The sequence below is a fragment of the Pseudomonas sp. S3_A03 genome (assembly GCF_054668275.1).
In genome coordinates this window covers 5,186,675-5,206,966 of sequence record NZ_CP162753.1, presented here as the reverse complement: position 1 = coordinate 5,206,966, position 20,292 = coordinate 5,186,675, and the positions used below count along the sequence as shown (strand labels likewise).

The following is a 20,292-nucleotide window of genomic DNA, read 5'->3' as shown; positions in this document are numbered from 1 at the left end:
TGCAATTCCCGTGGGAGGGGGGGCTTGCCCTCCTCCCACAAGTGTTTTCGCAGCGACATCGGGTCACTGTTACCAAATCCGAAATGATGCATCTTGCGATTCAGGCTTTCTCTTGGCCCTGACTCCCTTTATCCTTCGCAACAACCTGAAACGTTTCACTTCCTCGGCCGCCCCCATCTTGCTGATTATTCCCGCACGCAAAGACAGCGCTGTCTTACCCCCGACCGCGCCTGGGGATAAATCGCCGGCCTGTGGATAACAGCGCCGCTCCACGGAAAAACCCAAATAACGCTGAACCAAGCCCGCGCCGAATCGTCATCTACAGTGAATGAAGCACGGGGTTACACCTTTATTCCAACGTCACGGAGAAACACACTATGAGCACTGATGGTGCTTCAAGTCCAAGCCGCCTGCTCCCCAGGCTGCTAGGCGTCTTGCTGCTGATCATGGGCCTGGCCTTGTTGGCCGGCGGTATCAAGCTGACGATGCTCGGCGGGTCGTTTTACTACCTGCTGGCCGGTATCGGCATCACCTTGACCGGCATCCTGTTGCTGGCCATCCGTCGCGCCGCGCTTGGCCTGTACGCAGTAGTGCTGTTCGCCAGCACGGTGTGGGCACTGTGGGAAGTCGGCTTGGACTGGTGGCAGTTGGTGCCGCGCCTGGCACTGCTGTTTGCCTTGGGCCTGGTCATGTTGCTGCCGTGGTTTCGCCGTCCGTTGCTGCGTGGCCAACCTGCCCCGCTGGGCACCGGCGCACTGAGCGTGGCCGTGGTGCTGGCCGGCGCCGCCGCCATCGCCAGCCAGTTCACCAACCCGGGTGAGATCAAAGGCCAACTGGACCGCGACGCGGTACCGGGCATGGCCAATGCCGCGCCGTCGCAGGCCGATGGCGACTGGAATTCCTACGGTCGTTCATCCTTCGGCGACCGCTACTCGCCGCTGGCGCAGATTACCCCGGAAAACGCCCACAAGCTGGTCCCGGCGTGGACCTTCCGCACCGGCGATATTCCGGGTGCGGGCGACCCAGGTGAGACCACCGCGGAAAACACCCCGCTGAAAGTCAACGGCATGCTCTACGTGTGTACCCCGCACAGCCAAGTGATTGCCCTGGACCCGGACACCGGCAAGGAAATCTGGCGTTTCGACCCGAAGATCAGCACCCAGGGTGCCGAGAACTTCAAGGGGTGGGCGCACATGACCTGCCGTGGCGTGTCGTATCACGATGACGCCGCCTACGCGTCCGAACAGAGCCCCACCGGCAGCGCCAGCCCAGCTGCCGCGCCGACTGCCTGCCCGAAACGCATCTTCGTGCCGACCGCCGACACCCGCCTGATCGCCCTGAACGCCGACACCGGCAAGATGTGCGAAGACTTCGGCGACAAAGGCCAGGTCGACCTGCGCGCCAACATCGGCAGCTTCGCCCCAGGCGGTTACTACTCCACCTCGCCACCGGCCGTGACCAAGAACCTGGTGGTGATCGGCGGCCACGTGACCGATAACGTCTCGGTCGACGAGCCAAGCGGTGTGATCCGCGCGTTCGACGTACACACCGGCAAGCTGGTGTGGAACTGGGACAGCGGCAACCCGGGCGACACCACCCCGTTGGCCGAAGGCAAGACCTACACCCGCAACTCGCCGAACATGTGGTCCATGTTCGCGGTGGATGAAAAACTCGGCATGCTCTACCTGCCGATGGGCAACCAGATGCCTGACCAGTACGGCGGCGACCGTACCGACGATTCCGAGAAATACGCCGCCGGCCTGACCGCGCTGGATATCGACACCGGCCATGTGAAGTGGACCTTCCAGTTCACTCACCATGACCTGTGGGACATGGACGTGGGCGGCCAACCGTCGCTGATCGACATCAAGACCGAAGCCGGCGTGAAGCAGGCGGTGATGGCGTCGACCAAGCAAGGCAGCATCTACGTGCTGGACCGTGCCACCGGCCAGCCGGTGGTGCCGATCCACGAAGTGGCGGTACCGCAGGGCGCAGTGGCGGGCGACCGCACCTCCCCGACCCAACCCAAGTCCGAGCTGAACTTCATGCCGCCGCCGCTCAAAGAGCGCGACATGTGGGGCGTGACGCCGTTTGACCAGATGCTGTGCCGTATCGACTTCAAGTCCATGCGCTATGACGGTGCTTTCACCCCGCCATCGCTGCAGGGCTCGATCGTGTACCCCGGCAACTTTGGCGTGTTCGACTGGGGTGGCATTTCTGTCGACCCGGTGCGTCAGATCGCGTTCGTGAACCCCAGCTTCATGGCGTTCAAATCCAAACTGATCCCGGCCGCCGACATCGCCAAGCAAGGCCCGCGCGTCAGCGAAACCGAAGGCGTGCAGCCGAACAAAGGCGCGCCGTACGGCGTGATCCTCGAAGCGTTGCTGTCGCCAATGGGCTTGCCGTGCCAGGCACCGGCGTGGGGTTATGTGGCGGCGGTCGACCTGACCACCCACAAAACCATCTGGATGCACAAGAACGGCACCGTGCGTGACAGCTCGCCGGTTCCGATCCCCCTGAGCATGGGCGTACCGAGCCTGGGCGGCACCTTCACCACCGCCGGTGGCGTGGCGTTCCTGAGCGGTACCCTCGACCAGTACCTGCGTGCCTACGACGTGAAAAACGGCAAGCAACTGTGGGAAGGCCGCCTGCCAGCGGGCGCGCAAACCACACCGATGACCTACACCGGCAAGGACGGCAAGCAGTACGTGCTGGTCGTGGCGGGGGGTCATGGTTCCCTGGGTACCAAGCAGGGTGACTATGTAATGGCGTTCAAACTGCCGGACTAAGCAGGACCGGCGGTAAAACAAAAGGCGGCTACCCTCAACAGGTAGCCGCCTTTTTAATGGACGATGACGATCAAAATGTGTGAGGGGGCTTGCTCCCTCCCACATTTGAACCTTGGTGTTCAGGTGACTAGTGTTCGATCACTTCACCGCGCATCACCGCCAACCTGGCAATCAACCGATTCTGCACCGGCACTGGGATCCCCTCGCTGTCCATCGCCTTGATCAAATCCTCCACCAGCGCATTGAAGTCACTGCGGCTAACGTTCTGGCCCTTGTGACTTTCGGCCATGCTGTCTCCGGTGTAGGTACATGGCCCGCCGGCTTCGACGCAGAACTGTTCGATCAATTTGTTGCGCAAACGCTGGATGTCAATGCGCCGAAAGCGTTCGACGATGCGCTCATCGCGGGCGATGTGGAGCAGCATGCCTTCGACAATCCGCGTGATGCCGGGCATGGCGCCCAAATCGCGATACAGGCTGTCGTCCTTGGGCGGTTGTTGGGCGCAGGCGCTGAGCAGCACCGCCAGCGCGATGGGTAGAACGCGCATCAGAAGCTCCCCTGCACCGACAAGTAGGTGCCGTTCTGGTTATCCAACGTGGCGATTTCCCCAAGCCGCGCGTAGGCCAATACAAACGATACGTGCTTGTTGGGAAAGTAGCCGACGAACACATCCGCCCAATCGCTTTCACCGGCAAACGACAGGTTGTCGGGCTTCTCACGGTATTCGACGCCCAGCGCCCAGCGCGGGTTGAACAGCAGCGCCACCGAGCCTTCCTTGAGCAGGCTGCGGCTGCTGCGACGATCGCCGCCGAAGCCAAGCAACCCGGTTTCGTTGGCGCGGCTGTAGCGCAGGCTGGTGTTGACCAGCACGTTGTAGCCAAAGGCCGCGCCCATGAACAAACGGCTGGCGGCGAGGTAGCCTTCGACGTCGCTGTCGCGCTTGGCCCCCACCAGGCGGGGGATATCGAAGTGGGTCTGGTGTTTGTATTCCAGGCCGAGGGACACCTGCGGCAAACGGTCGTAAATCACGTCGCCAAACAGCCGCACCTTCACACCCAGTACATCCTGGCCCAGGTTGTCTTCGGCCAAGTTGAGCTTGTGCACCAGGCTGCCGAGGTCGAAGCGTTGGCGGGCGAAAGACACTTCGACACGGTTGTCGTAAGCCAGCGCCAAGCCGGCCACGTCCAGCCGATAGTCCGGCAGGTTGACCGTGGTGGCGAACGCCGTGGCGCCCCATTCGTGCTGTTCGCCGTAGCCGGCCAACACCGCCCAAGGCGTGATACCACCGCCCGCCGAGCCCTCGATGCTGCTGGCACCGCCCGTGGCGATCAGGCGGCCGTTATCGGCCCACGCCGTGTGCAGGGTGAGCGCCGCGAGGCTGCCAATCAGAAAAGAAAGTCGCACGTCAGCTACTCAATGAACCAAGGAAGTGTGCGCACTGAGGGGCAACGCCACCCAGGCTTCGAAAGCGTCGGCGCTCAACGGCCGGCTGATCAGGTAGCCCTGGGCCGTGTCGCACTGCCACCGCTCCAACAAACGCAGGCTGTGGGCATACTCGACGCCCTCGGCGACGACCTTGAGGCCCAGGTTGTGGCTCATCTCGATGGTGGAGCGCACGATCACCGCGTCTTCACTGGTTTCATCGAGGTTGCGCACAAAGGATTGGTCGATCTTCAACTCCTGCACCGGCAGGCGCTTGAGGTGAGCCAGCGACGAGTAGCCGGTGCCGAAGTCATCCACCGACAGGCTGATGCCGCAATCGCGTAACAGGTGCAGGACCTTGAGGGCTTTTTCCGGTTCACGCATCACGGCACTTTCGGTGATTTCGAACAGCAACTGTTCGGCCGGCAAGCCATAGCGCCGCAGCAAGGCCGAAACCCGATGGGCCAGCTCGTCACCGAGCAAATCGTCCGCCGAGATATTCAATGACAGCTGTAGAGACAGGCCGCGACGGTTCCACTCGCACAGTTGGCGGATGCCCTCCTCGATCACCCATTGGGTCAACAATTGGATGCTGCCCGAGCGCTCGGCCAGGGGGATGAACTCTGCCGGCGAGACCATGCCGAACTGCGGGTGCTGCCAGCGCAGCAAGGCTTCGGCCTGGCGTACATGGCCTTGGCGAATGTCCAGTTTGGGCTGGTAATGCAGCAGCAATTGGCCTTGGCTGGGCGCGTGGCGCAGGTCGCGGATCAGGGTGATCTGGCGGCGGTGCACCAGGTCGCGGCCCTGCTCATAAACCTGCAGGCGGCCGGGCATTTTCGCCGCGTCGTTCATGGCGATGGCCGCGCGTTCGAGCACGGTGTGCGGGCTTTCGCCATCGGCCGGGTAGGCCGCGATGCCCAGCCGGCAATCCAGCGCCAGGTCGTGGCCATTGATGCGCTGGGGGCGCAGCAGCAGTTGTTGCAGCTTGTCGGCCATGCCCACGGCCTCGTCGCTGCCCGCGCCTTCGAGCAACAGCAGGAATTCATCGGCGATCAGGTGCGCCAGGGTATCGCCGGGGCGCAACACTGCTTCCAGGCGGCGGCTGACGGCCAGCAGCAATTGATCCACCGCATCAGGCCCGGCGGTTTCGCTGGCGGCGCGCAGGTTATCGATACCCAGGTAGATCAACGCCACCGGCCGTTGCAGAGCAATCGCACTGCCCAGGCGCTCCATGGCCAGCGCGCGGTTCGGCAGGCCGGTGAGGCTATCGTGCAGCGCGTTATGCGCCAATTGTTGCTCGCGTTCGGCGATGCCGCTTTGCATCGCATTGAACGCATTCGCCAGCAACCCCAGTTCGTCACTGCGCGCCAGGGCCACCGGCGTGTGGTAATCGCCCTGGCCTATGCGTTCGGCCGCCAGCGCCAACGTCTGCACCGGGCGCGATACGGTGCGCGCCAGCAACAAGGCACCGATCAACGAGGCGAGCAAGGCGACCAGCGCGATGCCAAGGATCTTTTCGTCCAACGGCACGAAAGCCTGCATCGCCGCATCCAACGGGCTTTGCAGCAACGCCAGGACCTTGCCGTTCTGATCGCTGGCCAGCACCAGGGACTGGCTGAGAAAACGCTGCGCCAGGTGATCGGTGGTGGACACCCCAAGGCGTGCCGTATCGCCCTGCATCAGGGCCAGAATGCTGTCGCGCAGCACCTGCGGCTGGGTGCTGACCAACTCGCCCGGCCGATCATGAGCGATGGCCAGGAACGACACTTCCAGGTTGCTCAACGAGCGCAACTCATCGGCAAATGCGCCGTCCATGCTAAAGCCCATCACCACCCGTGCAATCGGCAACGGCGCCAGCACCGGGGCTTCCACCAACAGGTGCGGTTGGCCTTGCAGTGGCACGATCAGCATGGCCTGGTGGTTGCGCCGGGCATCGCGCAGCGACTGATCGTATTGGAAGGTCGAGCCCTCGGGCACTTCGCTCAACGTACTGGCCAGGACTTTGCCGTCCATGCCCAGCAGGATCACATCGCTGGCGTTGATGCGCTTGCCATGGTTGAGCAGCACCGAGCGCATCGTCGCCGAATCGCCGCTGGCCACCGCATCACGAAAGCCGAAGTCGGCGGCCAACAGTTGCACGCCATCGGCCAGACGGCGACCGCGAACGTCCAGCAAGCGCTCGAACACCCGCGAACCGACCTCCAACTGAGCCAGTGCCTGGCCGCGCACCGCTGAACGGGTGGCCACCTTGACACTGAAATACAGCGCACCGATCACCACCAGCAACAGCAGGATCAGGACACTGGCGACCCGCGCCTGGAAGCTACTGCGCAGTTTCACGGGAGGCTCGATTGAACGCATCGCCAAACGCACTCGGCGTCGGCGGGATATCGGCGGAGGTCGGCTCCAGGCTCAGCACCACGTTGTGGCTGAGGCCGGCGGCGGTGATATGCAAGGTGCCGCCGTCCAGGGGCTGCATATCCTTGAGTTGCGGGTGCCACACCGTGGCGTGGTAATCGCCGGGCGGCAGTTGTTCCAGGCGCACTCGGCCTTGGGCGTCGCTGACACCAAAACGTGGGTCGTCGGTCACGTAGATATAGCCGAGCATCCAGTCATGGATGTTACAGCCAAGCACCACCACGCCAGGCTTGTCGAACAGCAACGGGTCGGTGGGCGTGCCTTCGTACAGGCGCAGTTCGAAACGCTTGGCGGCGGAGAAGGAATAAACCTGATGGCGGATGTTATCGCTGTTGGGGAAGCGCACCTGGGTACCGGTGTGCACCGCCAGCACATGGGGCGCAAAGCGTTGGCCACGCTGGTCCATATCGGCCTTGAGCACACCGTTGAACGCACCCGCCGGGCCCTGAAGGGTCACGACGCCATCCGCCACCTTGCTGCCGTCGGCCTGGCGCAGCAACACTTCCAGGGTGGCGGCCGAGGCTGGGCACGCCACCAGCAGCGCCAGCGCTACACCTGAAAACACATGAATCATTCGGGCCATGGGGCATCCGCGACAGATAAAAAAAGAGCGGCCAGCCTTGGGACTGCAATGCGCAGCCATCATGCCGCAAACAAGGCAAAATGCCATCACTCAATGCCAAAAAACCTATGCGATCGGTCAAGCTCTGTAGAGGTTATCGACCCCGCGGCGGAATTCTGTAGCCCGCCGGCTGGGTTCTAGACGGGCGCACGCTCACGCCGCAGCCACCTCTCGAACGCCATGGCGTTCAATGGTCGGCTGATGAGGTACCCCTGCGCCGTGTCGCAATTCCATTGCTTGAGCAATTTCAAACTCGGCTCGAACTCCACCCCTTCAGCCACCACCTTGAGCCCCAGGTTGTGGCTCATCTCGATGGTCGAGCGCACGATCACGCCGTCGCCGCTGGTGCTGTCCAGGTTGCGCACGAAGGACTGGTCGATCTTCAATTCCTGCACCGGCAGGCGCTGCAACTGCGCCAGCGACGAATAACCGGTGCCGAAGTCATCCACCGCCAGGCTGATGCCGCAACCGCGCAGTTGCTCCAGCACGCGCAAGGCCTGTTGCGGGTTGTGCATGATCGCGCTTTCGGTGATCTCGAAAATCAATTGCTCGGCCTGTACCGCGTATTGCGCCAACAAGGCGGTAACGCGGATGGCCAGGTCATCATCGGCCAAGTCATCCACCGAGATGTTCACCGACAGCTGGATCAGCAGGCCACGCCGCGCCCATTCGGCACTCTGGCGGATGGCCTCTTCGATCACCCATTGGGTCAGGCCGGCCATGCTGCCGGTGCGTTCGGCCAAGGGGATGAATTCGGCCGGCGACACCAGCCCGAACGTCGGGTGTTGCCAGCGCAGCAAGGCTTCGGCCTGGCGCACCTGGCCGTGTTTGAGGTCAAGCTTGGGCTGATAACACAGGTGCAGTTCGCCTTCAGCGGCGGCCCGGCGCAGGTCGCGGATCAAGGTGATCTGGCGCTGGTGAGCCAGGTCGCGGTCCTGCTGGTACACCTGCAAATAGCCGGGCAACGCCGCCGCATCGTGACGGGCAATGGCGGCGCGGCTGATCAGCTCTTCCACCTGCTGGCCGTCGGCGGGGTAAGCGGCAATGCCGATGCTCACTTCGTGGCGCAGTTCGTCATGGCCGATGTGCTGGGGTTCGGTGAGCAATGCGTAGAGACGGTCGGCGCGGGCCACGGCGCGGTCGACTTCGGTGTTTTCCAGCAACAGCAAAAACTCGCTGCCGGTGATGCGGGCCGCCGTATCGCTGGCCAGCAGGCTCATGCACAAACAGCGGCTGGCTTCGCGCATCATGATTTCGACGCCCTCGGGGCCGAAGCCTTCGTTGATCGCCCGATAATTCTCGATGCCCAGGTACAGCAACACCACCGGCCGCCGCGCACTGATCGCACTGCCCAGGCGTTCCATGGCCAGGGCCCGATTGGGCAGGCCGGTGAGCGGGTCATGCAACGCGTTATGCGCCAGTTGCCGCTCACGCACGGCGATGCCGCTTTGCATGGCATTGAACGCGCGCGCCAGCAGGCCGAATTCATCGTGGCCGCGTACCCGCACCGGCGTGCGGTAATCACCGGAACCGATGCGCCCGGCCGCCTCCACCAGTGCATTCAGCGGGCGCGATACGCGCCGCGCCAGGAACAGCGCGCCGGCCAACGACACCACCAGCACCGCCAGGGCAATCCCGAGGAACTGCCGGTCCAGCGGCGCAAAGGATTCCAGCGCATGTTCCAGCGGGCTTTGCAGCAACACGCGCACCTCATCGGCGCCCCCTGTATTGGCCAGCGACACCACTTGGCTGAGCACGCGCTCGCCGTAAAACAGCTGGATTGACGCCTGCGCGTTGGCCGGCGCATCGCGCAGCAGGCTGAAGGTGGTGGCCTGATGCGCAACAGGCTGGGTGCTGAACAACGGGCCGGGCCGGCCGGCCTGCACGCTGAGGAACGATACGTCCAGGTTGCTCATGGAGCGCAATTCATTGGCAAACAGCGTATCCATGGGAAACCCCATGACCACCCGCGCGATGGGCTGTGGGTCGAGCACCTGGTCTTGCACCAGCAAGTAGGGGCGCCCGTCCATGGCGACGATGAGCATTTGCAGACCACTGCGCCGCGCCTGGCGCAATGCATCGCGGTAGGGGAAGGTCTGGCCACGGGTGAAGAGCGCCAAGGTGCTGACCATTACATCGCCGTCGAGCCCCAGCACAAACACTTCGCTGGACCGAATGCCCGTGCCGTGCCGGCGCAATGCAGCCAGAACCTTGGCCGGGTTGCCTGCGGCCACGGCCTGCTTGAACGGGCCGTCTGCGGTCAGCCAACCCAGCCCGTATTGCAGGCGCCGCCCGCGCAGGTCGAGCAAGCGTTCGAACACCTGGCGACCGGTGTTCAACTGGACCTGGGCCTGGTTCTCCACCGCACGTGTAGTGGCGGTCTTGACCGCGAAATACGTGGCGGCCACCACCACCAGCAGCAACAGCGCCAGCACCCCGGCGATGCGGGTTTGGAACGTATGGCGCCACGTCATGGCAGTGCCCTCTGGCAGCGTTAGCCTGCTTCTGCCACTACGTCCCTTTGTCATGTGCATTCCTTGCAACAGCTGACCTGGCGTCAAAAAAATATCCATTTTTATTGGATATTTGGAATTAGCAGATTAGCTGGCGAAACGCATAAGTCCACCCAATAAAATCGGGTGCTTCACCGATGTTTGATGGGCGACGAGCACTGAGTCGACGCCTCAGCCACGGGCGCGCATAAAGTCCCCCCAGCGCCGCACCAGATAGTTGTGTTCATCCATCACCGAGTTCCACACGGCGATATGCCCCATGCGCTGTTCGTACGACCCGCCATCGCGCACTTCGCCGATATCGATCAACGGCAAATCGTCGCTGCCCACCAGTTCTTCCCGCGCAGGCAGGCCGGCGTACCAGTAGTCCCATTCGGCGCTGCTCAGGTGGTCGCGGCTGCGCGCCGGGTTGCCGATGTAGTAACCCTGGCGCGCCATCACCGCGCCGGGCCAGCCGGACAGCCACCAATTGAGGTACGCATACGCCGCATCCAGCACCGGGCCTTGGGCATGACGCGACAGTGACAAGCCACCGAACCAGGCGCGATAGCCCTCGCGGGGCACCGCCAGGCGGTATTTCACGCCCGCGCGATGCAGGCGCATCAAGGTCGGCGACCACAGGCTCTGGATATCGATGCTGGGGCTGAGCATCAATTGCGCGGCCTCCTCATCGTCCGACCAGAACGCGGCGAAGTGGCCGCCCTTTTGTTTGCGCACCAGGATATCGGCGAGCACATCGATCTCTTCGATGCTCATATTGCCGATGTCCCTGAAGTGCGCCAACCCCGCGCCCTGCACCGCCAGCGCGGCATCCAGCGCACCGATGGCGGCATCGCTTTGCAATGCGGTGCGCGCGCGCCAGGCCGGGTCCAGCAGCCAGCCCCAGCTCTCGTTGCCGTGGCAAAAACCCTCGGGCAAGCGCTCGGGGCGGTAGGCGAAACTGTCGGCGTTGTGGGTCAGGGGCAACATGCTGATGCGTTCGGTAACCGTGCTGCCCAGGCTGCCGTCGTGCTGCACGAACAGGCGTTCGCTGGGCACGCTGCCGCTGCCCAAACGGTCATGGGGTGACAGGCGACCGCGCTTGGGCAGGTCGTTGATCTCATGCCACAAGGCGATACGCCGGGTGTCGATGGGCTGGATCGCCCGCGCCGGCCACACGAAGTCGACGTTGTGAAACCACTGGTCGTACAGGTCATAGCTGTCGGGCTGCATCACCGCGATGCGCTGGGCCTGTTCGACGTCATGCACCTGGTAGACCAGGCGAATGCCCAGTTCCTGTTCGGCGCGCACGCGCAAGGTTTCGAGCAGGGTCACCGAGGTACCCAGGACGCGCAGTGTGATCATGCCGCGAACCGCCGCGAGAACACATCAAAGGAACGGCGCAGCAATGCCGGGTCGAGGCCGCGCAGGATAAATACCAGGCGTGACTGGCGGTCGGTGCCGGGCCACGCGGGCAAGTGCACCGGCGCATGCAGGCAATGCTGCACGCCATGAATGACGATGGGGGCGTTACTGGCGTTCACGTTGAGCAGTCCTTTGACGCGAAGGATTCGTTCGCCGTGGCATCTTAGCAGCATCGACAGCCACACCCCGAAGCCGACCCAATCGAGCGGCTGGTCGAAAGTCAGGCTGCACACCTGCGCGGCGCCATGGCTGGCGCTGGTGGCCTGGTGCAGTTGCCAGCGGCTGACTTCCACGGCCGGTTCGGCGCTGCGCAACCCCTCGCCCAGCAGCAGTTGATCGCCGCTGTGGATGTCCGTGGTGATGAGGATCGGTGTACCGGCGTTGAGCGCCTGCAAGTGCGCACGCAACGGCGTGCAATCGCCGGCCAGGTCGGTCTTGCTCAGCAGCAAGCGGTCGGCGGCGGCGACCTGGGCCAGCCATTCCGGGTGCAGGCGCTCTTGCAGCGCGGCATGGCTGGCGTCGACCAGGGTGATAACAAGGCCGATATGGAAGCGCCCGCGCAGTTGCACGTCGTTGTTCAACGTCGCGAGGATCGGCGCCGGGTCGGCCAGGCCGGTGGTTTCGAGGATGACGCGTTTGAACGCGGGTATTTCGCCACGCTCGCGGCGTTGCAACAGGCCGAGCAAGGCGTCCTTGAGTTCGCCACGAATCGAGCAACAGACACAGCCACTGGGCAACAGCACGGTGTCCGGCGCGACCTCTTCCACCAGCAGATGGTCGATGCCGACATCGCCGAATTCGTTGATCAGCAACGCTGTGTCGCCCAGGCTTTCACCTTGCAGCAGGCGCTTGAGCAAGGTGGTCTTGCCGCTGCCGAGGAAACCGGTGATGACATTCAGGGCAATGCTCATGGGGCTGACTCCAAGTGATCCAACAGCCTTGGATCGAGAGGATCCAACGCCCGGCCAAGCATGCTTTCGGCCGCCAGCCAGAGTTGATCCAGGCCGCTGGCCAGTGCCTGTTTGCCGGTCGCACCGAGCAGCAGGTAGGACGCGCCCTGAAAGTCTTCGACCTTGAGCCGGAACACCGCCAGCACCTGGTTGATCGCCGCGATGCGACGCAGGCGCTCACGCCGCCTGGGCAATTCATCGCCCAGCGGGTCGCTCCAGTGCAGGTCTTCGCCGAGCAAACCGCACAGTCCGCACATGGCTAAACCCCGCTCATGGCATGACATCGCCGGAGTTGGGGCCCAGGGTCTGGCCGACGAACAGGTTGCCGCCCGGTTCGCTGGCGAGCAGCACGGCGGTGGGCGCCACTTCATCCGCCAGGCCGAAGCGGCCCAGGGGCAGTTCGGCGGCCTTGGCGCGTTTCCATTCGGCGCTGATCCCGCCCACCAACGGCGTTTCAATCGGGCCAGGGGCGATGGCGTTGACCAGCACATTGTCCTTGGCCACTTCCAGGGCCAGGGACTTGGTAAAGCCGATCACCCCCGCCTTGGCCGCCGCGTAGTGAGTCAGCTCGGCACCGCCCTTGATACCCAGTTGCGAGGCGACGTTGATGATCCGCCCCCAGCGCTGCGCGAGCATGTGCGGCAGGGCACGTTGGCTGGCGACGAACACGCTGGTCAGGTCGACGCGCAGCATGTCGTTCCACATGTCGATGGACAGGTCGACGCAACGTGCCTGCGTGAGCATGCCGGCGTTGTTGACCAGGATATCGATGCCGCCGAAGTGCTCGACGCAACGGTCGACACTGGCCTGGGCGCCTTCGACCGTGCCGACATCGGCCAGGCACTCGAACACCTCGGCGCCGAGGTTGCGACAGGTGATCGCGGTTTCGGCGAGGCTGGCGGCGTTGCGGTCGGCCAACACCAGGCGCGCGCCTTCAGCCGCATAGGCACGGGCAATGGCGGCGCCGATACCGCTGCCGGCACCAGTGATGACGGCGCGGCGGTTAGAAAGTTGGGGCATATACCTATCTCCTAAAGCAAACACAGGTCCAATGTGGGAGCAACTGTCTTGATGACCCTAACTTTGGCATCGCTTTTTAAGACAGCCAAGCTCCCACAGCTTCAAGCCGTGTGACCTTCAACCACATATCGCTACCGATTCAGGCAGCGTGTTCTTTCCATTCGGCTCTATAACGCAGCATCGCGTTCAGCCTGACTAACAAAACACGCATGCATGCGATTAGCGCAACTTTTGCGCGTTTGCCTTTGTCGCGCAGTGCTTTATAGCGGGCTTGGAATTCAGGCTGTTCCCGGATGACAACCCAGCAGGCCATGTAGAGCGAGCGACGCACGGAAAACCTCCCGCCGCTAATGTGACGCGCACCTTGGTGTTTCCCACTGTCGTTGTTATACGGAGCGAGGCCCGCTAGCGCCGTGATCGGACGCCTGCCAATCTCGCCCAGCTCCGGCAGATATGCCATTAGGCTAGCCGCCGTAATGAGCCCGATGCCCTTAACTGAGCACAGGCGTTCGACCTTTTCGCGGTCTAGCCTGTTGGCGGTTTCGCGAATCAGCTGCTCTATCGCGTTCACAGCCTTGCTCAAGTAGTCGATATGGCTCTGCAACGCCGGTTTTACTACGTCGCAGGAGGCTGTTTTCAGGCGCCTTCTGTCATCGTCCCTCTGCTGAACAAAGTTCTCTCGCTGCTGGACTAACGCGCGCAACTCGTCATGTTCCGGGCTGGTGATTCGGCTGCTTGGTGAGTCGAGAACCGCTGCGAACTGCGCAAGAGACTTTGCGTCTATCGGGTCGGTTTTAGCGTGTTGCCCCATCGCCCTGGAAAAACTCTTGGCCCGACGGGGATTGACGCAGATGACATTAAGGCCCGCAGCCTGAAGCGCCTTCATGACTTTGCGCTCATAACCGCCAGTAGCCTCCAACACCACGCGTCCGACCTGGTGAAGCAATAGCCACCCAATCAACCCAGGGAAATCTTCTTCGGCGTTAGCGCAATTTACCCCAACGTCAACCTGATGAACTCGAGCTTCAAGGCTGTCCTTGGAAACATCAATGCCTGCTGGATAGGAAAACATAGCCAAACCCTCTTACACTAAAAGTGAGAGCGCTCTGGCTTGGCCCACGCTTGTAACTGTTCGAGGTGGGCTCGTTCAACTGTTCGGGCTCATGTCCAGAGCGGAGAAGTGAGTGGCAGCATGGGCTCCCACACGTGCTTTAAGCACTTCGGGCATTCAGCTTGCCACTCACCCTCTCACTCTCAGCTTAATCCCGTATCAAGACACAAGGGGGCTTGCTCCCGATGTCGGTGGTTCAGTTAGAGCCGCTGTGACTGATACACCGCTATCGGGAGCACGTCGAATCGTCGCACCGCCCCTCCCACAGTTGGATTGAGTACATCCGTCAGTCGGGCCAGCGTACGGTCAAGCCGCCGTCGATGACGATGCTTTGGCCTGTGAGGTAACTTGAGGCTTCACTGGTCAGGAACTGCACCAGCGACGCCACTTCATCCGCGCGCCCGACCCGGCCCAGCGGGATCGAGCGCGCCGCTTTGGCCAAGCCCTGCGGGCCCAACGAGTTCTTTGCATCCAGCGACTGCGGCGTCTCGATCAACCCAGGGATCACCGCATTGCAACGAATGCCCCTGGCCGCCAGTTCCACCGCCAGCGAACGGCATAACCCCGGCACACCGGCCTTGGCGGCGGCATAGTGTGAGTGCTCCTGCCAGCCATACACGCCACCGGCAATCGAGGAAATCGCCACCAGCGCGCCGCCGTCATGCATATGCCGGGTCGCGGCGCGGAAGGTACGCATCACCCCGGTCAGGTCGACGTTGAGCATCTCGTCCCACAGCGCATCCGTCATTTCCAGCAGTGGCGCACGGCGCAGCAAACCGGCGTTGGCCACCGCGTAATCCAGCCGGCCAAAGTGCTGCACGGCTTGCGCGGCCAGTGCGTCTACCGAGGCGGTATCGCCCACATCCAACGCCAGCATCAGGCACGCGCCACCGGCCTGTTCCACCAGGGCGACGGTACTTTGCGGGTCATGCGGGCCGGCCGGGTAATACCCGCCCACCACCGCCACGCCCACTCGCGCGTAGGCCACCGCGAGGGCTTGGCCGATGCCGCTGGCGGCACCGGTGATCAAGGCAACTTTACGGCTCATCTCACACTCCTTACTGAACGGTTTCCGGGCGCACATGGCGCGCGGCAAACATCAACATGCCGGACAAAAAGCACGGCACCGCGCCGAACCAGAGGGCGGCGGTCTGCCAATCGCTACCGGCGGACAACACTTGGGTGGCACCGAAGCCTGCAACCACCGCACCGATCGGGCCCATGGCGTGGATGATCGCGCCACCGGTGGCACGAATGCTGGTGGGGAAACTTTCGCTGATGAAGAACAGCGCCGCCGAGTACGGCCCGATCAGGAAGAACAGGCCCAGGCTGTACAGCCCGACCACCATCGCCATGTTGCTCGGGCCGAACAGCATCCCGGCAAACGACAGGCCGCCGAGCATCCAGCCGAGGCCGATCACGTTGCGCCGGCCAATCTTGTCGCCCATCCAGCCGTGGCTGAGGTAACCGCAGTAACCCACCAGGTTCGACAGCACGAGGATGATCAGCGAGTTCTCGAACGAGATGTGGTGCACGCTGACGATCACCGAGGTACCCAACACACTGAACACCTGGATCGCCGCCCAGTTGAGCAACAGCGCGGCGCCGATCACCAACGTGGCGCGACGGGCCGGGCCACGGAACGCCGCTTTGAGGCCGGCCTTGCTGTGTTCGTCGTAGTCGACGCCGTAGGTGATGGCGACGTTTTGCGCTTCGCTCACCGCGCCGCTTTTACGCAGTTGGCTGATGCGTTCGTGGATCTGGAACTGCGGGCTTTCCTTGAGCTTGCGCGCCATGATCGCGATCACAATCGCCGGGATCGCCGCGAAGATGAAGCAGCCCTGCCAGCCGATGATCGGCAGCAACAGCGCGGTCAAGCCGGCGGCGATCAACGCCCCCACCGGCCAGCCGCCCTGCACCAGGCTGTAGATAAAGCCGCGACGCTGGGTCAGCCGCGGGTCTTCGGAGGCGCCATATAACTCGGTCAAATAGGTGGCGTTGACGGTTTCTTCGGCATAACCCAGGCCGCCCAGCGAACGGATCAGAATCAGCGGCGACTTGCCCCAGGCCCCGCCAATCGCGGTCAGCGCCGAGCACAATGCGGAACCGGCCACGGTGAAAATAATCCCTTTGCGTCGCCCCAGTTTGTCGACGATCGGCCCGATGGCCAAAGCGACGACGGCGGTCCCCACCGCCACCCAGGTCGCGATTTGTGCTTGCTCCACTTCGCCCCAACCGAAGTGCCGGCCGATCTCCGGCAGCAAGGTGCCGAACAGGATGAAGTCGTACACCGCAAACACCCAGGCGAAAAACGCGATCCAGGTGGCGAAACGCACTTCCTGGGACGTCAGTTGCCGAGGTTTCCAGCCAGTCAGATCAAGCTTGTTGTAGATGGACATAATCGCGCCTCGAGGGTGGGGGGGCAGAAGGTCAGGAACGGGGTTGGCGGCGGATAAAGTCGTCGGCGATTTCGTCGAAGGTGACGAAGCGCACGCCGGCATGGCTCTGGATGTGTTCGATCAGGCGCTCAAGCATCAACAGCACTTGCGGGCGGCCGGACACGTCGGGGTGGATGGTCATGGTGAACACCGCGTGTTCGTGTTCGCGGTAGACCCAGTCAAACTGGTCGCGCCACATTTCTTCGAGGTGACGCGGGTTGACGAAGCCGTGGCTGTTGGGGGCTTTCTTGATGAACATCATCGGCGGCAGGTCGTCGAGGTACCAGTTGGCCGGGATCTCCACCAGGTCGGTTTCTTCGCCGCGCACCAGGGGTTTCATCCAGGTGTCGGGGTGCTGGCTGTAGTCGATCTTGGTCCAGCTGTCGCCCTTGCGCACGTAGTAGGGATGGAAGTCGTTGTGCATCAGGCTGTGGTCGTACTTGATGCCTTTTTTCAGCAGCAGCTCGTTGGTGACCTTGCTGAATTCCCACCAGGGCGCGACGTAGCCGGTGGGGCGTTTGCCAGTGACCTGGGTGATCAGGTCGATGGACTTGTCGAGCACGATTTCTTCCTGCTCGGCGGTCATCGCGATGGGGTTTTCGTGGCTGTAGCCATGCACGCCGATTTCGTGGCCGGCGTCGGCCACGGCTTTCATCTGCTCGGGGAAGGTTTCCATCGAGTGGCCAGGGATAAACCAGGTGGTGCGCAGGCCGTAGCGTTCGAACAATTTGAGCAGGCGCGGCGCGCCGACTTCACCGGCGAACAGGCCACGGGAGATGTCGTCCGGTGAGTCTTCGCCGCCATAGGAGCCGAGCCAGCCGGCGACGGCGTCAACGTCGACGCCAAATGCACAGAGGATGTCTTTAGCCATGGTGTGTCTCCTTAAACGTTAAGTACGGATTCGACGGACAGGGCCGCGCGCAACAGGCGCGCGTCTTCTCCCGTCGGGGCGCTGAGCAGCAGCCCGGTGGGCAAGCCCAGGGCATCGTGGCCACTGGGCAGGTTCACGCCGGGCATGTCGAGCAGACTGCCGGGCATGGTCAGGCGCAGGGTGGCGAGGTTGGTGCTGACGAACAGCGCGTCGTCGGCTTCCAGCGGTGCCAGGGCCGGCGCGACATGGGCGACGGTTGGCGTGATGAGGACGGCGCCATCCAGGTCATCGATCAGTTGCTGTTGCAGGCGTTGGCGGGCGTCGATCAAGTGCATGAGTTGGCTGGCGGGCAGCGACCGCGCCGCTTCGAGGCGACGGCGTACGCGGGGGTCGAGCTGCTCGGCATCGTGGCTGTCCAGCAAGGTTTCGTGCAGGGCGAAGGCCTCGAAGGCGCCGAGCCAGCCGTGGTGCTTGATCAGGGCCAGGGTGGCCTGGAACGTCGGGCATTCGCGTTCTTCGATCAGCGCGCCCTGGGCCTTGAGTTGTTCCACGGCGCGCAGCAGGTTATTGCGCACGGCCGGTTCGACATCCTGTTGCGCCAACACAAAGCGCTGGCCTTTGAGCGGGCGCGCGCGGTGGGTTTGGGTGCGGCCATGCAACAGATCATCGATGGCCAGTGCATCGCGCACACTGCGGGTCAGTGGGCCGAGGCTATCGAGGGTGCGCGCCAGCGGGAACACGCCGTCACGGCTGTAGCGTCGGCTGCTGCTGCGGTAACCGACCAGGCCATTGAGCGCCGCCGGAATACGGATGGAGCCGGCGGTATCGGTACCCATCGCGATCGGCACGATATTGGCCGCAACGGCCACCGCCGAACCGGATGACGAACCGCCGGGAATGCGCGGTTGGTCGACCCCACGCGGGTTGCGCGGCGTACCGAAATGCGGGTTGAGGCCGAGGCCCGAATAGGCCAGCTCGCTGAGGTTGGTCTTGCCGACGCTGACCATCCCGGCACGGCACAACAGGCCCACGCTGGGTGCATCGAGCAAGGCGGCGGGCGCGTTGCGACGGTAAGCGGCGCCGGCGGTGGTGACGCTGCCGGCTACATCGAACAGGTCTTTCCAGGCCAGGGGCACGCCATCGAACACACTCAACGGCTGGCCAGCACGCCAGCGTGCGGCGGCGGCTTCGGCTTCACGGCGCGCGCGCTCGAGGGTCAGGCTGATAAACACGCCGGCGTAGCGTCCCGCTTGGTCGATCGCGTGTTCGAGGGCTTGCACCGGGTCGCTGCGACCGCTGGCAAAATCCTCGGCCATTGACGTGGCGTCTGACATTGGGCTGCACCTCATAAAACGTACATATTAATAAAATGTACATTTTACAAAGGCAGATTCCGTGCCAGTCTTCAGGCAGGTGTTTTGGTCTTATCGGTTTTTTCGCCTGGACGTGCTGGCTAGATGCGTACGCTGACCGAAAAAAATACGGCCGGGGCGGACCGATAGGCCTTCAATGGAATAATGTATCTTTTATTAATAAGTACATTTTGGTGCAGAAAAGTAACATTCTCGGCTTCAAGGCCCCAAAAAAGTGCCATCACCGTGGCGCAGAGTGACAGGCGCATCTATGAGAGAATCCCCGGCCACCGCCCTACATGCCCCAGAATTCTCAGAGAACGCGATGAAAGCAGTGTCCGCCTCGGCCTCCCGTTACGCGATGATTCACCAAGTGCTGCGTGATGCGATCGTCAACGGCACGGCGCGCCATGGGCTGGTGTTGCTGGAAGCCCCGCTGGCCGAGCTGTTCGGCACCAGCCGCGTGCCGGTGCGCAAGGCGCTGGACCTGCTGCACGCCGAAGGCCTGATCTGCCGTTTCAACGGGCGCGGTTACCTGATCAACCCCGACGGCCTGGCCATGGAGCCGCTGCGCCTGCCGCTGAGCCATGGGCAGTTGGGCCTGAACGATGAGGGTGAACTGGTGGACACGCGGCCGCTGGGCGAGCGCATCGTTGAGGAGATTGGCGCGGCGCTGTCCACCTGCATCGCTTTCGGCCATTACCGCCTGGATGAGCAAGCCGCCGCCGCCCATTACGGCGTCAGCCGCGCAGTGGTGCGTGAAGCGCTGATGCGCCTGCGCGACCGTGGCCTGGTCGAAAAGGAGCCCTACTCCCAATGGCTGGCCGGCCCGCTGACTGCCAGGGAAGTCACCGAAGACTACGAACTGCGCGCCTGCCTGGAGCCCGAAGCCCTGCGCCAAAGCGCACCGGACCTGGACCGCGACCTGCTCCAAGCCATGTTGCAACGCGTGCTCGACGCCCAGGACAGCCCGCAATGCAGCCTGGAAGCCATCGAGCAGATCGAAGAGGACCTGCACCAGCGCTGCCTGGCCGGGCTGCAGAACCGCAAGATCGCCGCGCTGATTCGCCAGGGCCAGAGCCCGATGATCATCAGCCGGATTTTCTACCGTTTGCTGGGGATCGGCGCTGATCCGGCGATGTTGGCTGAACATCGCTTGATTCTGGAGTTGTTGCTGCATGGCGCGTTTGATGCGGCGGCGTTGAATTTGCGCGAGCATTTGCAACGGGCCAGCCAGCGGATGTTGCAGCGGTTGAAGGTGCTTTCCGTACTTCCTGAACAACCGCTGCCCGCCTACCTGCAGAAAATCAGCTGAGCAAGCCCCCACATTGACCGAGTCACATGCGAAATTTCATGCAAATTGTTGCTATGTCACCGCCCCC

General features: G+C 63.1%; 16 protein-coding genes. 2 read left to right on the top strand and 14 right to left on the bottom strand.

Going from position 1 to position 20,292, the window contains the following annotated elements; all coding sequences use genetic code 11:
* The first annotated feature begins 377 nt into the window (after positions 1–377).
* Positions 378–2,789 carry a glucose/quinate/shikimate family membrane-bound PQQ-dependent dehydrogenase gene (locus AB4O25_RS23840; RefSeq protein ID WP_460150023.1) on the top strand — a complete coding sequence of 804 codons (2,412 nt, stop codon included), beginning with the start codon at positions 378–380 and terminating at the stop codon, positions 2,787–2,789.
* A 127-nt stretch (positions 2,790–2,916) separates the two neighbouring features.
* On the opposite strand, the gene AB4O25_RS23835 is transcribed toward AB4O25_RS23840, so the two are convergent.
* The 14 genes from AB4O25_RS23835 to AB4O25_RS23770 all read right to left on the bottom strand — a co-directional run bounded on the left by AB4O25_RS23835 (position 2,917) and on the right by AB4O25_RS23770 (position 18,892).
* Positions 2,917–3,336, bottom strand: a complete 420-nt coding sequence (locus AB4O25_RS23835; protein ID WP_065877226.1) for a group I truncated hemoglobin — start codon at positions 3,334–3,336, stop codon at positions 2,917–2,919.
* Entirely contained in the window at positions 3,336–4,193 is an 858-nt protein-coding gene (locus AB4O25_RS23830) for a DUF3034 family protein (protein WP_017526293.1), read from the bottom strand. Before AB4O25_RS23830 ends, AB4O25_RS23835 begins: the two co-directional genes overlap by 1 nt.
* A gap of 9 nt (positions 4,194–4,202) precedes the next feature.
* Positions 4,203–6,551 (bottom strand): bifunctional diguanylate cyclase/phosphodiesterase, encoded by a 2,349-nt coding sequence (locus AB4O25_RS23825; RefSeq protein ID WP_460150022.1) that lies wholly within the window; start codon positions 6,549–6,551, stop codon positions 4,203–4,205.
* Positions 6,535–7,203, bottom strand: coding sequence for a methylamine utilization protein (locus AB4O25_RS23820; protein WP_026067137.1), 669 nt, complete (start codon positions 7,201–7,203; stop codon positions 6,535–6,537). Before AB4O25_RS23820 ends, AB4O25_RS23825 begins: the two co-directional genes overlap by 17 nt.
* Positions 7,204–7,388: 185 nt before the next feature.
* The gene (locus tag AB4O25_RS23815; RefSeq protein WP_460150021.1) at positions 7,389–9,725 is read right to left on the bottom strand and encodes a putative bifunctional diguanylate cyclase/phosphodiesterase; all 2,337 of its coding nucleotides are present in this window, start codon (positions 9,723–9,725) and stop codon (positions 7,389–7,391) included.
* A gap of 210 nt (positions 9,726–9,935) precedes the next feature.
* Positions 9,936–11,108 carry an ABC transporter substrate-binding protein gene (locus AB4O25_RS23810; RefSeq protein ID WP_017526289.1) on the bottom strand — a complete coding sequence of 391 codons (1,173 nt, stop codon included), beginning with the start codon at positions 11,106–11,108 and terminating at the stop codon, positions 9,936–9,938.
* Complete coding sequence (locus tag AB4O25_RS23805) at positions 11,105–12,079, bottom strand: CobW family GTP-binding protein (RefSeq protein WP_017526288.1); 975 nt, start codon at positions 12,077–12,079, stop codon at positions 11,105–11,107. The genes AB4O25_RS23810 and AB4O25_RS23805 overlap by 4 nt, the downstream gene beginning before the upstream one ends.
* A complete protein-coding gene (locus AB4O25_RS23800) occupies positions 12,076–12,375 on the bottom strand; it encodes a hypothetical protein (RefSeq protein WP_017526287.1) in 300 nt (99 codons plus the stop codon). The genes AB4O25_RS23805 and AB4O25_RS23800 overlap by 4 nt, the downstream gene beginning before the upstream one ends.
* A 13-nt stretch (positions 12,376–12,388) precedes the next feature.
* Positions 12,389–13,138, bottom strand: coding sequence for an SDR family NAD(P)-dependent oxidoreductase (locus AB4O25_RS23795; protein WP_017526286.1), 750 nt, complete (start codon positions 13,136–13,138; stop codon positions 12,389–12,391).
* A 139-nt stretch (positions 13,139–13,277) separates the two neighbouring features.
* Positions 13,278–14,210: an IS110 family transposase gene (locus tag AB4O25_RS23790; RefSeq protein ID WP_068931592.1), complete on the bottom strand. Its 933-nt coding sequence runs from the start codon at positions 14,208–14,210 to the stop codon at positions 13,278–13,280.
* A 325-nt stretch (positions 14,211–14,535) separates the two neighbouring features.
* Positions 14,536–15,297, bottom strand: a complete 762-nt coding sequence (locus AB4O25_RS23785; RefSeq protein ID WP_460150020.1) for an SDR family NAD(P)-dependent oxidoreductase — start codon at positions 15,295–15,297, stop codon at positions 14,536–14,538.
* Positions 15,298–15,307: 10 nt separating this feature from the next.
* Complete coding sequence (locus AB4O25_RS23780) at positions 15,308–16,648, bottom strand: MFS transporter (RefSeq protein ID WP_017526284.1); 1,341 nt, start codon at positions 16,646–16,648, stop codon at positions 15,308–15,310.
* Positions 16,649–16,679: 31 nt separating this feature from the next.
* Positions 16,680–17,558, bottom strand: a complete 879-nt coding sequence (locus AB4O25_RS23775; protein WP_065877231.1) for a polysaccharide deacetylase family protein — start codon at positions 17,556–17,558, stop codon at positions 16,680–16,682.
* Positions 17,559–17,569: 11 nt separating this feature from the next.
* Entirely contained in the window at positions 17,570–18,892 is a 1,323-nt protein-coding gene (locus AB4O25_RS23770; RefSeq protein WP_135196522.1) for an amidase, read from the bottom strand.
* A 343-nt stretch (positions 18,893–19,235) separates the two neighbouring features.
* On the opposite strand from AB4O25_RS23770, the gene AB4O25_RS23765 reads away from it, so the two are divergent.
* Positions 19,236–20,225 carry a GntR family transcriptional regulator gene (locus tag AB4O25_RS23765; protein WP_065877233.1) on the top strand — a complete coding sequence of 330 codons (990 nt, stop codon included), beginning with the start codon at positions 19,236–19,238 and terminating at the stop codon, positions 20,223–20,225.
* Positions 20,226–20,292: the final 67 nt, after the last annotated feature.